The organism is Bacillus thuringiensis (assembly GCF_001595725.1).
GTDB lineage: Bacteria > Bacillota > Bacilli > Bacillales > Bacillaceae_G > Bacillus_A > Bacillus_A thuringiensis_K.
The window spans coordinates 4,856,616-4,871,574 of the sequence record NZ_CP014282.1; the positions used below are offsets into that span (position 1 = coordinate 4,856,616).

Below are 14,959 nucleotides of genomic sequence, written 5' to 3' on the forward strand. Positions count from 1 at the left end.
GCAAACCGTACTACTTAAAATTATAAAATAAGGAGACGATAAAACATGAACAAAAAAACAAAAGCACTATCATCCATACTGCTCGGATTCACATTAGCATTAACAGGGTGTGCTGGTACTAAAGCTGAAGAAAATCATGGGAAACAAAAACAAGAACAAGTTGCTAAAGAAACAAAACAGGAAAACAAATTAACTAAAGGGCAAAAAATGGCTAATATTCTTAGCGAGACAAATTGGCAAGGTACACGAGTGTATGACAAAGATAAGAATGACTTAACAAAAGAGAATGCAAACTTCATTGGTCTAGCAAAATATGATGCGAAGTCAGGCAGATATGAATTTTTCGATGCTAAAACAGGTGCAAGTCGTGGCGATAAAGGAACATTCTTTGTCACAAATGATGGGAAGAAGAGAATATTAATTTCAGAATCAATGAAGTATCAAGCCGTTGTTGACATGACAAAATTAAATAAAAATGTATTTACTTATAAACGGATGGGGAAAGACGCTAACGGTAAAGATGTAGAAGTTTTCGTTGAACATGTTCCATATAAAGAAAAAGAACTTTCTTTCACTGATCCGGACAAACAGCTGAACACAACTACAGGAGATATTGTTAAAAACGTTGATGGAGATAAAATTTTAGGCGGTACCCTTTGGCACGGAACAAAGGTATTAGATGAAGCTGGTAACGATGTAACACAGTTTAATTCGAATTTTATAAGTCTAGCAAAATTTGATGAAAAATCTAATAAATATGAGTTCTTCAATAGCGAAACAGGTCAAAGCCGCGGTGATTATGGCTACTTCGATGTTGTACACGAAAATAAAATAAGAGCCCATGTTTCAATTGGAAATAATAAATACGGTGCTGCTCTTGAGCTTACTGAACTAAATAAGAATAAATTTACGTATAAAAGAACTGGTAAAGACCATGCTGGTAAGGATATAACTATATTCGTTGAACATGAACCTTATAAAGGTGATATGAAACCACAATTTAGCTTTTAAAAACGTTTGATTAAAGATCTTATACTGAGTTGCAGGATCTTTCTTATTAAGCAAGAGAACGAAAAGACGAAAAACATGTAGCTTTTCGTCTTCACAATATTCCCACCTTATAGTTGATGATTTACAAAACTTAAAAACATACCGATACAAAATAAAATTTGTGACTAAGTAAAAAGCGCCCTACTTATAGGGCGCTTTTTTTATACTTAATGACTAATACTAGCTGTTGGGTATAATGTTGTTCCTCCAATTGAAACTTTTATTTCATTTGTTAATGGAACGTTTTGTTCATTAATAATTGTTCTCCACCATTCCCATGCAAGACCTGTACATTCTCTTGCAACAATTTTTATATTTTTTGAGTTCGGTGGAAGTGGGATAACTGTAGAGTAATGAGCCGTTTTGTCTTTTCCGCTACCATCCCATGTTTTATGTGTTAGTACTTCGTTACCCTTTTGGTCAAATGTGAATTCATCCCAAGATACATCAAATTGAGCAACGTAAGCACCGTAATGATCAAGTGTCATTTTAGCACTTGAATATTCTGTAGTTGTCGTCTCAATATAATCTGTATTGTTATGAACAGCAGCAGTTGCATTATCTTTTAAGAAAGTACTTGTATATGAAATTGGGTATGCTGGATTTTTAAGACTTAATTCAGCATTATCTTTAATGATATTTCGGATTTCATTGAAATCTTTAGTAACAACCTTGTTATGCTCTTTCGCATCTCCGCCTAATACTACAGCAGTAAAGGTACTTTCTTCAAAAATATCTTTATACTGTCCACTTGCTTCAACGCTGTTATCCTTAAGTAAGGCTTTAAAAGCAGCTTGTACATCTTTACTCTTAGATGTTGTTTCTAATTTTACATAAATCGTTCTACCATAAGCTACATTTGAAACCATAACAGGTGGAGCCGAATTACTTACGCCTTTTCGAGTTAACTCATCAAAAGTAACACTATTATCAAAAAGGTCGGATGGATTGTTAGGTAGTTCAGCACTTACCGTATAAAATATTTGCTTATATGCGGCAACCATCACTTTTTTCTCTCCATTTGCAACCGCATTAAAATCAATGTTTAGACTGTTATCAAGATATTTAGCGTTAACATTAAGAGCACTTGCGATTTGTGATTTACTATAAACCATAGATTCCGTATACTGCATTCTTGCAGGTAACGTATGTGTTGTAGAATACTTTTCATTCCAAGTAGATACTAAATCGTCTACTGCTCCAGCTACATTACCATATGTCGGATTTTGGACAGTGATTGTATTTTCTTTTCTCATACCCGGTAAGTCTATACTAATATTCAGAGGCTTTCTCTTAGCCACTAATAAACTTGGTTGATTGTCTGCAAAAGCTTTATTTGCAAGTTGTACAGCTCCTGGGTACGTGCGATTCACTACAGAATCAATAATTGAAATATCGACTGGTGACGTTGTAAGTGATTTTTTCTCGCGTTCCACCACTACAAATTTACCATTTGAATTGATACTTTCTTTCGGAACAAAACTCTCTACTTTATCACCATTTATAGCTAAAACCTCTTGATTATTATATTTAAGATTTGCTATACCAGTATCAATGCCACTAGCATTTTTGGTTACATCAGTTGCATTACTTGCTTGTGTTTCTGCGAAGGAAATAGATGAATAATTAATAGTGCATAGACTGACTAATAAACATGCAAGGAACTTTCTTCTTTTAGTGTTTTTCTTAATATTCAGAAAAATCACCCCGTTCTTTTTTTAGTAAAATATGATAATGATTGATAAATGATAGCTAACTAATAAACTTACATAAATGCTTTTAAAAGTTCTTGAATTAACGGGATTACGCCACCTACAAATTTTAATACTGCCATTGCGATTTCCATATTATTTCCTCCTTTTTATTGCTACGAAAATGTAATTTATCTTTATGCCCTCATTATAGTGACCCCTTACACTTTTATCAATACACTCTGGTATGCAATATTACATATAAAAAAAACAAGCTGAATTCTTTTAAAAAGTTATACAGAAATATTTTTTCATTTGGTACATACTTGAAAAGGTGAAGCATTCTTTTGCATTTTATGAGTAGTCACATAAAAAAAGCTGCTGCCTATAAAATATAGACAGCAACATCAACTAGAGTAGCTTGCATAATCTACGCAAGCTACAGTATTTTTTACATTTTATAACTAATAAACAGCGATTGGCCCATAAGGACCATTAATAATCTCTATTTTCGTTTCAAAAATATCCGTCAAAAGTGTTGGATCCATAACTTCTTCTACTGTTCCGAAAGCAGCAATTTGTCCATCTTTCATAGCACAAATTTTATCAGAGTATTTAGCCGCAAAATTTATATCATGCATGACAGTCAAAATTGTTCGTCCAAATTCATTAGCTGCACGTCTCAAATGCTCCATCATTTGAACAGAGCGAGCAACATCAAGGTTGTTCAAAGGTTCGTCCAAAAGTACATATTCAGTCTCTTGGCACAATACCATCGCTACATATGCCCTTTGTCTTTGACCACCAGAAAGCTCATCTAAATATCTATTCTCTAAACTAGTTAAATCTAAGAAATCGATATATTTAGAAATGATAACCTCATCTTCTTTAGTCAATCTTCCCTTTGAATAAGGAAAGCGCCCAAATCCAACTAGTTGTCTAACAGTAAGTCTAGTTACAAAATGATTTTCTTGTCGCAATATAGTCAAAACTTTTGCTAAGTCTTTTGATTTGGATTCAGAAACATCCATATTTGCTACCTGAATTTGACCTTCATCCATATCTAAAAGTCTGCCAATCATCAAAAGTGTCGTTGACTTTCCAGCACCATTTGGTCCGATTAAAGAAGTAAAGCCTGCTTTTGGTATTTCAATATCCAAAGGTCCTATTTTTACCTTATCAGTATAGAACTTTTTAACATTATCAATTTTTATCATAAAGCCCTCTTCCTTAAAACTATAGTTAAGAATATAATTCCACCAAATAATTCAATAATAACTGAAACTACACCTTGAGCATGGAATACATGATACATTAAAAAGTATGCGCTCGTCATTATTAAAAATCCTATAGCAAAAGCCATCGGAAAAATATATCTATGATCATAAGTTGCCGCTGCCTGATAACTCAAAGTTGCCACTAAAAAGCCGTAGAAAGTAAGTGGCCCAATTAGAGCTGTTGAAATGGACATTAAAATAGCAACTAATACAAGCGTATAAATTACACTAGGTTGATATTTAACTCCAAAAGAAGTAGCAACATCCTTTCCTAGTGACAAAACATTTAAATTCTTAGAATGAGCAAAAATTAATACCGCTACAATTATAATCATAGGAATTACAATAGGAAAATATGCAGGATCTGCATGATTAACAGAACCAAATAATCTTGCTTGTAGAATATCAAATTCTGAAGGCGCAAGTAGTTTTCTCATGAAAGTTGAAACTGAATTTAGCCCGGTACCAATAATAATTCCAACTAAAAGCATAAGTTGTAAATTCCCGTATTTACCGGAAAGTAACCATCCATAAAGTATCAAACTCATGAAGACCATAACAACAACTTGAAATAAAAATGATCCAATTCCATTAAACTTTATTAATGCACTAGCACCAAAGAAGAATATTGTACTCGTTTGAATTGCTGAATAAAGTGATTCGAAACCTAAAAGCGATGGAGTAATAATTTTATTATTCGTAATAGATTGGAATGCAACTGTCGACAAGCTATGGCAAACTGCAGCGATAATCATTGCAACAATAGCTACTATCCTTCTCTTAACGACTGGGATAAAAGAAGGTGAATCTATCGGAACTGGATTGTTATAAACTAAAAGTCCATATGAAGAAAGAAGACCTAAAGCAATCAATGTTATCAGTAAAATCCAATAACGTCTTGCTTCCTTCTTAGACCGAAAAGCGCTAGCTGATCTACTTTCATTATGAAGGCTAGAATCGATTTCGACATTTTCTTTTTTTCTATATTCTAATGTGATCATCGTAGCCTCCTTGGTTTTCTTTGTCTCAATAAAATAGTAATAAACACGACTGCTCCTACTGTTGCAAGTATTAAAGAAACAGGTAATTCAAAAGGCTGTATAATTGTTCGAGAAATGATGTCACAGGCAGTTATTGACCCCATTCCGATCACACAAACCCAAGGTAAATTACTCCTAAGATCATCACCTCTAAACATTGAAACGATATTTGGCACAATTAATCCTAAGAAAGGTAAGTGTCCAATAACAGCTGCAACAATTCCAACTGCAACAGAGATAAGAGCAGTCCCAAAAAGAACAATTCTATTGTAATTAACTCCAAGACTTGTTGCGACATCTTCTCCTAGTCCAGCTAAAGTCAATCTATTCGCATACATAAAAATAAGAAAAGTAATGATAACAATCAGCCATAAATATTCATATCTTCCCACCTGAATGTTAGCAAATGAACCTACAAACCAAGTTTCAATACTTTGCGTCTTTTGAAAAAGGAGTCCTAAAAAAGTAGACACTGCAGAAATTACTGCTCCAAGCATCAATCCAATAATCGGAACAATTAAAGACGAACGAAGCTTAACTCTTCTTAAAAATAGAAAGAAAATCATAGTTCCTATAAAAGAAAAAATGATTGCACCAGTCATTCTTTGAACTAAAGTCGGGGCAGGAAATAATAAATACACAAAAAGCAGGCCTAAGCCTGACCATTCAATAGTCCCCGTTGTAGTAGGTTCAACAAAGCGATTCTGTGTAATGAGTTGCATTACGAGCCCTGCCATCGCCATCGCAGCTCCAGTAAGCATTAATGCAGCTGTTCTCGGAACACGAGTTATGAAAAACATCTCTGTCCCGTCCTCTTGTCCACGTATATCATAAACTCCAGTAAACAGTGATATAATCCCTAAAATTATAACAACTATAATGGCTATTATAAAAGGTTTTGTCCATAATTTATTGTGATTATAAAACTGGGGTTGAGAAATATTCTCAACCCTAGAAATTATATTTTTTGACACTGTTTCGTACTCCTTTACACTACTTAGCTAAAGTTTTTGCCATATTTCCAAATAACTCTATATAAGTTTGAATTGATTCATTTGTGTAAGTATCTTCTGGTGCATAAATAACTTGTTTTTTAGAAACAGCAGTTGTGTTTTGAAGAGCAGGTGATTTAGAAATAACATCCTTAGCAGGTGTTGACTTAGCTGCATCAGATGTTGCAGCATCACGATCTAATACGAAAATCCAATCAGGATTTGTTTGTGCAATAGCTTCAACAGAAACGTCATCACCTTTATGACCTGCAGTAGAATTTGAAACTTCTAACGCTGGAGTCCAACCGAAAATTTCATACATTGGTCCCCAAACACGACCAGAGTGCGGCGCAGCAAAACCAATATTACCACCAGTAACGATAACACTCATAACTTTATCTTTTCCGTTATAAGCAGATTTTGCTTTTTCAATAGATTTATCAAAATCAGCTACTAATTGTTTAGCTTCTTTATCTTTATTAAAGATTTTTCCTAAAGTAATTGTAGAATCTTTAAGTCCTTTTACTAAGTTTTCGCCAGGCTTAGTAGCTTTCTCAGAAACATCAAAATTAAGATCAATAACTGCTGCATTTGGTACTAATTTTTTGATTTCTTCGTAATGGTCAGCAAATCTTTGACCAACGATTACAAGTTCAGGATTTGCCGCTGCAATAATTTCTAGATTTGGTTCACGGTGATTCCCAATGTTTTGAACTGAATCATCCTTTTTATATGCTGAATCAGCAGGCATGATATCCTTTGGAGCAGCCGCTAATTTAATTCCCCAATCAGATAAAGTTTCAAAAGTTCTGTTATCCAAAGCAACTACATTCTTTGGGTTTACAGGGACTTTAACAGTTCCATGAGCATCAGTGATTTCAACCGTTTTTGGCTTATCACTACTATTATCTTTATTAGCTTTTGACTCTTTAGTATCATTACTTGGATTTGAGCAAGCTACTAACATTAAAGTAAAAATTGCTAGAATACTCACTAATTTTAAAAGCATAGATTTTTTCATATGTATACTCCTTATAGTGTGATTTATTTCGAAAATGATGACATCCATAGATTGAATTAGAAATTAACTTTTATTCAATTGAATCGCTATTGATAATCATTTTCATTTGAACATCCTGTTAATTAGTATAGTCATTAATTCTGTGAAAATCTTGTGAATGGTGTGAATTCATAAAATCAGGCACCAAAAGTAATATGTGAAGTCAGGCGTGTTGATTAATCATGATTTCCTCTACAAAACACGCTCATTAATAGCTAATATTTTTATAATCCATTTTTTTAAGTCTTTTAATACTTCTAAGAAACTATTTGATTATTAGATTCAATAGAAAAAAGAGTAAAACTGAATGAAACAGTTTTACTCTTTTTTCTATTACCTTATTTTATCATTCAATCATTGAATAACCTCTGCCATGTATCGTTTGAATATATCTTTCTTTCTTCTCGCACTTTAACTTTTTTCTTACATACCCAATATATAAATCTACTACATTTGGATTTACTACTACGTTATATCCCCAAACCTGATTCAAAAGCATTTCACGGCTCAATATTGTATTTTTATTCTTGATTAAAAATACAAGTAAATCGTACTCGCGCTTAGTAAGCGAGAGATTTTCGCCACCTTTTTTCACAATATTACTAGATGCATCAACAAAGAGATCTTTAAACTGATAAAAGTTTGTCTCATTTTGCTGAATACAGTCACTTCTCCTTAAAATTGCTTGAACCCTTGCTACTAATTCTTCTTTCACAAATGGTTTTCTTATATAATCATCTGCTCCTGCTTGTAGCCCTGCTATGCAATCCTTACTAGAAATATTGTCGGTCACAATAATGATCGGTGTCGTTTTAACAAGTCGTATTTGTCTGCAAATTTCTGGTCCCGATATACTTAATGAGTCCCAATCCAATATGATAATATCCCAATCTTGTTCATATATTATATTTAAACCTTGGTTTTCATTGTGAAGTTTTAAAATGAAATAGCCTTCTTGCGTTAGACCGCTTACAATTTTCTTTGCTGAAGACCGTTCATTCTTAATTACTAACACCTGCCTCACCGATGGTTCACCTCTACTTCAATATAACTTATTTAGATAAAAAAATTATCCCGAAAAAACAATTTAAGATTTATAAATTTAAGATTCCTAAATAATCCATTAAAACAGCTTATTAGGAGAACTCTATATAATCTTACAATAGGTATGGTTAAAAACACAAAACATATGAAGATTCGAATAAAGCGAAGTATTAATTGAATAGAGATGTTTATCCCCCACTGATTATCAGTCCTCACCAATCGGGCTTTTACTGGATAAAATTGTGATAGTTAAGGGATAACACACAAGATGCATTGATGATGTAATTGAAAGAACCAAGAAATTAGATACATTCTATTTTTAGAACCATAAATTTGCCACAAACAAAAAGAACCATAACCTCGCCAATTTGGCAAAATTATGGTTCATATCATACAAAATAAAAAAACCACCAAATATGTATTGGTGGAGACGGTGGGAGTCGAACCCACGTCCAAAAATATCGGCACTTAAGCTTCTACGAGTGTAGTCGATATATTAGCACTTCGCGAACTCTTCGGCCTATCGACAGGCTTCCAAGTTGCTAGTCTGGTTATTCTCTTCCTTTGTCCTCAGACGGCGAACTCCGGCGTAGTCCACTTAGTTTGAGTCCCTTACCCTACCACATGGACGATGGAGGGAGGAACCTTTAGTGCAATTAAGCAGCTAAAGAAAGATTGTTTTGTTTGCCAATTATAGGCTTTGACGTTTTAACGAGGCCGATCCCCTCGACTCGCAACCTAAGCTCGAACTATCCCTGTCGAATCCGTAACGTCCCCATGATAAAAATGGAGCATACGAAGAAAATATCGTGATAGCTACTAAGAGCTGTTTTTCAATGTGCAACAACCTTACATAAGTTATTATAACATACGCGCTCCATTTTACAAATGTAAATATATGTATTACATCTTTTGGCGATCACGGAACGCGCGTGCAATTTCACGTTTAGCTTCTTTCTCTTTTAAATCGTGACGTTTATCGTATTGCTTCTTACCTTTTGCTAAACCAAGTGCCATTTTTGCAAATCCATTTTTCAAATAAATTCTAAGTGGAACTAATGCGTAACCTGTTTCTTTTGCAGCACCCGCTAGTTTATCAATTTCTTTTTTATGCAGAAGTAATTTTCTCGTACGAAGTGGATCATGGTTGAAACGATTCCCTTGTTCGTACGTATTAATGTGCATATTATGAACCCATACTTCACCATTATGTACACGTGCAAACGCATCTTTCAAGTTTACGCGTCCAGCGCGAATCGACTTAATTTCCGTTCCTTGAAGGACAAGCCCTGCTTCGTATGTTTCTTCGATGAAATAATCATGAAATGCTTTTTTATTTTGTGCAATAACCTTACCTGTACCCTTTGGCATATAACGTCCCTCCTCTATTTTTACTATTGTAACAAATGTTAATAAAAAGCGAAAGTGGCTCGCTCAGAATGTGAGGTGGATGGAGCTTCTGACCTTGAGGCGCTCTTTGCCTCTCGGGAAGAAGTGAAGCCGCCCAACATTCTAGCCATGTAGCTGGATTATACAAAAGCGAAAGTGGCTCGCTCTCAAGCCACGAAGAAAAAAGAAAACGGCCCCGCTTTTGATCAAAGCGAAGCCACCCTTTTCTTACTTACGCTTTTTCTTTTTCTTCTTGAATCCTGGTACGTTTTCGAAGAATGCTTTTTTCTTCTTGCCGTTACCGTCTTTTTTCCCTGGCTGGCTAGCGGATGTGGATGCCGATGCAGATCCTCTTCCTTTTCCTTTACCACCACGGTCAAATTTTCTTGCTGTGCCACGTTCGCCGCCGCGCTCATTGCTACGCTCACTACGTCCACCACGTTTCTTTCTGCCTGTTCTTGGCTGCTCGATAACGACTGGACGATCTTTGAACTTACGGCGAGGTGTACCTTTCATGCCAACGATTTCAAAGTCGATTGCACGCTCGTCTTTGTTTACGTTAATAACGCGAATTGTAATTTCGTCACCGATGCGGAATACGTTTCCTGTACGTTCTCCAATCATAGCGAAATGCTGCTCGTCATAACGGTAGTAATCATCCGTTAAGTAGCTAACGTGTACAAGACCTTCAATTGTATTTGGAAGCTCTACGAATAAACCGAAGTTTGTTACAGAGCTAATCATTCCGTCATACTCTTCACCGATCTTATCAACCATATACTCTGCTTTTTTCATCTCATCTGTTTCACGCTCTGCTTCAACAGCACGGCGTTCCATATTAGAAGAGTGCTCTGCAATCTCAGGTAATTTTTCACGCCATTTTGCTTGTGTTTCATTGTCGACTTTACCATTAATAATGTATTCACGAATTAATCTATGAACGATTGTATCCGGGTAACGACGAATTGGTGATGTGAAGTGTGTGTAGAACTCAGTTGATAAACCGAAATGTCCTAAACTATCCGCATCGTAACGAGCTTGCTTCATAGAACGAAGCATAACTGTTGAAATAACTACTTCTTCTGGCTGTCCTTGAACCATTTCAAGAATTTGTTGCAGCGCACGAGGGTGCACTTCATTCGCACGTCCTTTTACCGCATATCCGAAGTTCGTTACAAACTCGAAGAAACGCTCAAGCTTATCTTCTTTCGGATCTTCATGGACACGGTACATAAACGGTACGTTCATCCAGTGGAAGTGCTCTGCTACTGTTTCATTCGCAACAAGCATAAATTCTTCAATTAACTTCTCTGATACAGAACGATCGCGCATAACAACGTCTGTCGGTTTTCCTTCTTCATCCACTAATACTTTCGCTTCTTTAAAGTCAAAGTCAATTGCACCACGACGCATACGTTTTTCACGTAAAATTTGTGCCAATTGGCCCATCTCTTTAAACATCGGTACGAGCGGCTCATAACGCTTAATTAACTCTTCGTCCTCATCTTCTAAAATGCTTCTTACATCAGCATACGTCATACGCTCTGTCGTTTTAATCACACTTTGGAAAATCTCGTGTTTAACAACATCACCTAAGTTGTTGATTTCCATTTCACAAGATAATGTCAGACGGTCTACTTTCGGATTTAATGAACAAATACCGTTAGATAGACGATGTGGAATCATCGGAATTACACGGTCAACAAGATACACACTCGTCGCTCTTTCTGCTGCTTCTACATCAATTGGAGAACCTTCTTGAACGTAATGACTTACATCCGCAATATGAACGCCAAGCTTGTAGTTACCGTTCTCAAGCTTCGTTACTGTAACAGCGTCATCTAAATCTTTTGCATCTGCACCATCAATCGTTACGATCATTTGATCACGTAAATCGCGGCGATCCTTTAAATCTTCTTCTGAAATCGTTTCTGGTACACTGTTTGCATGCTCCATCACTTCCTCAGGGAATGCCAAAGGTAAATGATGTTTATGAATGACAGATAAAATATCTACTCCTGGATCATTTTTATGACCTAGAATTTGAATAACTTCACCTTCTGCGCTTAAACGATTCTCTGGGTAGCTCGTAATTTTCACAACTACTTTATGACCTTCTACAGCTCCCATTGACGCACTTTTCAATACGAAAATATCACTTGTCCAGCGCTTATTGTCAGGTATAACAAAGCCAAAGTTTTTCGATTCTGTATATGTACCAACTAGCTCTTTCGTGCCACGTTCTAAAATGCGTACAATTGAACCTTCTTGACGTGAACCGCTTGATTGAGAACTAAGGCGTGCTAATACTGTATCGCCATGAAGTGCACCGTTTAATTCTGTAGGCGGGATGAAAAGATCATCGTCTCCAGTTTTCTTCTCTTCTGGTACAACGAAAGCAAAGCCACGTGCATGTCCAATTAACTTACCTCTTACTAAATTCATCTTTTCAGGAAGACCGTAACGGTTGCTACGTGTACGAACAACAAGCCCCTTCTCTTCCATCGTTACAAGTGCCTTTACGAAATCTTTAAAGCCCTCAGAACCTTCAATTCCAAATGCCTCTTCTAACTCTTGTATCGTTAACGGTTTATACGCTTCTTCTCTCATAAATAATAACAACTTATCAATATGTTCTTGTATGATTTCTTCCAAGCAAAAATACCTCCTTTAAAACCTTATATTATTTAGTGTATCCGAAAGATAGGGGATGTATAAAGCGAAACTTCAATACTCCCCTTATGATTTTTACAGTTTTCACAAAAAATTCCTTATGAAAAAAAGAGGCAACTAGATCTTACCAATCTAGTTGCTCCAAGAAGTTATATACATCCTCATGTAGCTCGTCACGTTGTTTATCAAGTGTAATGACATGCGTAGAGTCTTCATACCATTTAATGTCTTTTAACGTAGATTCTACACCGTTATAAATAATGTTAGCACTATCTGTATTAATCATTTCATCATGACGCGCTTGTACAACAAATGTTGGCGCATAAATCATATCCACATTGTTACGTACGTCAGCAATTAATTGTTGTAATGCTTTTAATGTATTCATTGGTGTCTTTTGGAATTCCAACATTTCTTGTTCGATTTGTTCTAGTGATTTTTGCTCACGTTTTTTATATTCGCGGGCATATGCCAATATACCTTGGTACATAGTTTCTTCGCTCTTAATATACATCGGTGCACACATTGGTACCACACCTAAAACAGGTACTGTATAACCTAATTTTAAAGAAAATACGCCGCCAAGTGACAATCCAACAACAGCAATTTTCTCAAAACCTTTATCTTTTAAAAGCTGATATGCCTCCGTTACATCTTGCCACCAATCTTCAGGCCCTGTATGAACAAGCTCTTCTGGTGGTACACCGTGCCCTTTATAAATTGGCGCATGACAAGTATAGCCTTTCTTTTCTAAGAAACGCCCTAACATACGTACATCAGCTGAGTTCCCTGTGAATCCATGTAGTAATAAAACAGCGCGGTCTCCACCCTCAAATGTAAATGGTTTCGGAGATGCTAATTTCATCATGTACTTCTCCTCTTTCTCTTCTGTAATCTAGTCGTATTCTTTCTATATCTAGTGTACCATATTTATATTTCTATAATCTAATTAGAAACATCTTTCAAATGGTAAAACAAAAAAAGAAGAACCATTAGTACATCTTACTAACGCTTCTTCTTTCAATTCTATAAGTTTAAGTACGTAACAGCAATTGTTAATACAAAGAACAATACAGCTAAAACAATTGTAATACGGTTTAATACCGCTTCAATTCCACGTGCTTTTTGCTTACCAAATAATTGCTCTGCACCGCCTGAAATTGCACCTGAAAGGCCTGAGCTATTACTAGATTGCATAAGTACCATAACAATCATTAAAATCGATACAATAATAAGTAAAACTGATAATAACGTATGCACTTGGCGTACCTCCTACAAAGATTCAGTTATTGTAACTGTAGCATAAATCCTATAGAAAAGCGAGAGCTATAGAGTCGCTCTCGCTTTTCTTCTATTACATAAACATCATTGCAAATAACGGTCCAAGTAAACATGTCAAAATTGCTGTTAATGTCATTGTTACCGATCCAATAACACCTTCATGTTCGTTATTTTTCATCGCTCTCATAACACCCATAATATGAGACGCACATCCAAATCCGATACCTTTACCAACTGAGTTTGTAACACGGCTCCATTTTAATAAAAGAGGTCCTGTAATGGTTCCAGTAATACCCGCGATAACAACGAAAGCTGCTGTTAAGGAAGGTACACCACCAACTTGTTCAGAAACGCTCATCGCAACTGGCATTGTCACCGATTTTGGTAAAGAGGATAAGATTAAGCTTTTATCTGTTCCCATAAGTGAAGCAATGGCAAAATCACTAGCGATTGCAACTGTTGTACCTACTAATACGCCACCAGCAATCGGTACAACATATTTTTGCAGAACATGACGTTGTTTATAAAGAGGAATTGCAAATGCTACAACACCGGGTCCAAGTAACTTTGCAATCCAGCCACCACCACTTTCCATATAATGTTGATATGGTATATCAAGCACGATAAATAGGAAAGCCATTAATCCTGTTGCTACAAGCATTGGGATGGTGAATGGTGTTGGAAATAATTTATAGATTTTTTTAGATAATTGATATAATAGCACCGTAAAAAGAACCCAACCGATTCCGATTAATATTTGGCTCATCGCGACTCTCTTTCCTTCCTATTCGCAAGATATTGTCCTGTATGTCCTGCGACAATAATAATTAAAAATGTACTCGCTACAACTGTAATGAAAAGAGAAATTCCTTTACTCATAAAAAAAGCACCGTAATTCATTAGGCCAAGCGTTGGCGGAATTAATAAAAACGGCATAATAGCAACGAGTGTTTCTGCTCCTAAATCGAACCATTTCACTGGAAGAACTTTTAGGCTAAGTAAAACAAGTAAGAGGAACATTCCAATCAAACTTCCTGGAATCGGAATATTTAACATTTCTTGCACCCAAGTTCCAACCATATAAAACACGTAAAGAGCAGCAATTTGGACAAGAATCTTTGTAAATTTCATGTTCATCATCCCTCATGTTTATACGATCTTCTGTTAATATCTTTATCATAGTATAAATTGTAAAAAGCTGCAATTTATCAACTTGACAGCAAAAACAGCCTATGTTATACGCTTACAACCTTGATATGACTGCATTTCTAAACAAAAATTATGTCAAAAACATTGACCTAATGTAAAAAGTTTTTATTTTCTGAATTTAAAAGACTATTATTTCAATAAAATAATCTTTTTATCCTTAAACTTACATATATATAAAGTGAAACTTTAATCATTGAGGTTTTCCTCATCCCCATTAATTATTAGCCCTCACCAAGCGGATTTGTACGGGATA

At 35.5% G+C, this 14,959-nt stretch carries 13 protein-coding genes and 1 other RNA gene; 1 reads left to right on the forward strand and 13 read right to left on the reverse strand.

Translation table 11 applies throughout. The features are described from left to right. The first annotated feature begins 45 nt into the window (after window positions 1-45). The gene (locus AXW78_RS24530; protein ID WP_061884741.1) at window positions 46-1,011 is read left to right on the forward strand and encodes a DUF4822 domain-containing protein; all 966 of its coding nucleotides are present in this window, start codon (window positions 46-48) and stop codon (window positions 1,009-1,011) included. A gap of 206 nt (window positions 1,012-1,217) precedes the next feature. Here the strand turns inward: AXW78_RS24530 and alo are convergent, their stop codons facing one another. The 13 genes from alo to AXW78_RS24600 all read right to left on the reverse strand — a co-directional run bounded on the left by alo (window position 1,218) and on the right by AXW78_RS24600 (window position 14,628). After that, window positions 1,218-2,756 carry an anthrolysin O/cereolysin O family cholesterol-dependent cytolysin Alo gene (gene alo, locus AXW78_RS24535; RefSeq protein ID WP_000576722.1) on the reverse strand — a complete coding sequence of 513 codons (1,539 nt, stop codon included), beginning with the start codon at window positions 2,754-2,756 and terminating at the stop codon, window positions 1,218-1,220. A gap of 449 nt (window positions 2,757-3,205) precedes the next feature. Continuing rightward, window positions 3,206-3,958: an iron ABC transporter ATP-binding protein gene (locus AXW78_RS24545; protein WP_000590070.1), complete on the reverse strand. Its 753-nt coding sequence runs from the start codon at window positions 3,956-3,958 to the stop codon at window positions 3,206-3,208. Beyond that, complete coding sequence (locus AXW78_RS24550) at window positions 3,955-5,019, reverse strand: iron chelate uptake ABC transporter family permease subunit (RefSeq protein ID WP_061884742.1); 1,065 nt, start codon at window positions 5,017-5,019, stop codon at window positions 3,955-3,957. The genes AXW78_RS24545 and AXW78_RS24550 overlap by 4 nt, the downstream gene beginning before the upstream one ends. Further along, window positions 5,016-6,032, reverse strand: coding sequence for an ABC transporter permease (locus AXW78_RS24555; protein ID WP_000041820.1), 1,017 nt, complete (start codon window positions 6,030-6,032; stop codon window positions 5,016-5,018). The genes AXW78_RS24550 and AXW78_RS24555 overlap by 4 nt, the downstream gene beginning before the upstream one ends. Before the next feature lie 19 nt (window positions 6,033-6,051). Further along, a complete protein-coding gene (locus tag AXW78_RS24560) occupies window positions 6,052-7,071 on the reverse strand; it encodes a siderophore ABC transporter substrate-binding protein (protein ID WP_061884743.1) in 1,020 nt (339 codons plus the stop codon). A gap of 385 nt (window positions 7,072-7,456) precedes the next feature. After that, complete coding sequence (locus AXW78_RS24565) at window positions 7,457-8,134, reverse strand: response regulator transcription factor (RefSeq protein ID WP_061884744.1); 678 nt, start codon at window positions 8,132-8,134, stop codon at window positions 7,457-7,459. 442 nt (window positions 8,135-8,576) lie between these two features. Then, window positions 8,577-8,931, reverse strand: a transfer-messenger RNA (tmRNA) gene (gene ssrA / locus AXW78_RS24570). A gap of 126 nt (window positions 8,932-9,057) precedes the next feature. Next, window positions 9,058-9,525, reverse strand: coding sequence for an SsrA-binding protein (gene smpB, locus AXW78_RS24575; protein WP_001123919.1), 468 nt, complete (start codon window positions 9,523-9,525; stop codon window positions 9,058-9,060). A 246-nt stretch (window positions 9,526-9,771) separates the two neighbouring features. Continuing rightward, the gene (gene rnr, locus AXW78_RS24580; RefSeq protein WP_000391110.1) at window positions 9,772-12,198 is read right to left on the reverse strand and encodes a ribonuclease R; all 2,427 of its coding nucleotides are present in this window, start codon (window positions 12,196-12,198) and stop codon (window positions 9,772-9,774) included. 142 nt (window positions 12,199-12,340) lie between these two features. Continuing rightward, window positions 12,341-13,081, reverse strand: coding sequence for a carboxylesterase (gene estA / locus AXW78_RS24585; protein WP_000761974.1), 741 nt, complete (start codon window positions 13,079-13,081; stop codon window positions 12,341-12,343). A 161-nt stretch (window positions 13,082-13,242) separates the two neighbouring features. After that, window positions 13,243-13,476, reverse strand: coding sequence for a preprotein translocase subunit SecG (gene secG / locus AXW78_RS24590; RefSeq protein WP_000557263.1), 234 nt, complete (start codon window positions 13,474-13,476; stop codon window positions 13,243-13,245). A gap of 94 nt (window positions 13,477-13,570) precedes the next feature. Beyond that, window positions 13,571-14,263, reverse strand: a complete 693-nt coding sequence (locus AXW78_RS24595) for an LrgB family protein (RefSeq protein ID WP_000078304.1) — start codon at window positions 14,261-14,263, stop codon at window positions 13,571-13,573. Then, on the reverse strand, window positions 14,260-14,628 hold the full coding sequence (locus tag AXW78_RS24600; protein WP_000673222.1) for a CidA/LrgA family holin-like protein: 369 nt from the start codon (window positions 14,626-14,628) through the stop codon (window positions 14,260-14,262). Before AXW78_RS24600 ends, AXW78_RS24595 begins: the two co-directional genes overlap by 4 nt. Between the last annotated feature and the right edge of the window lie 331 nt (window positions 14,629-14,959).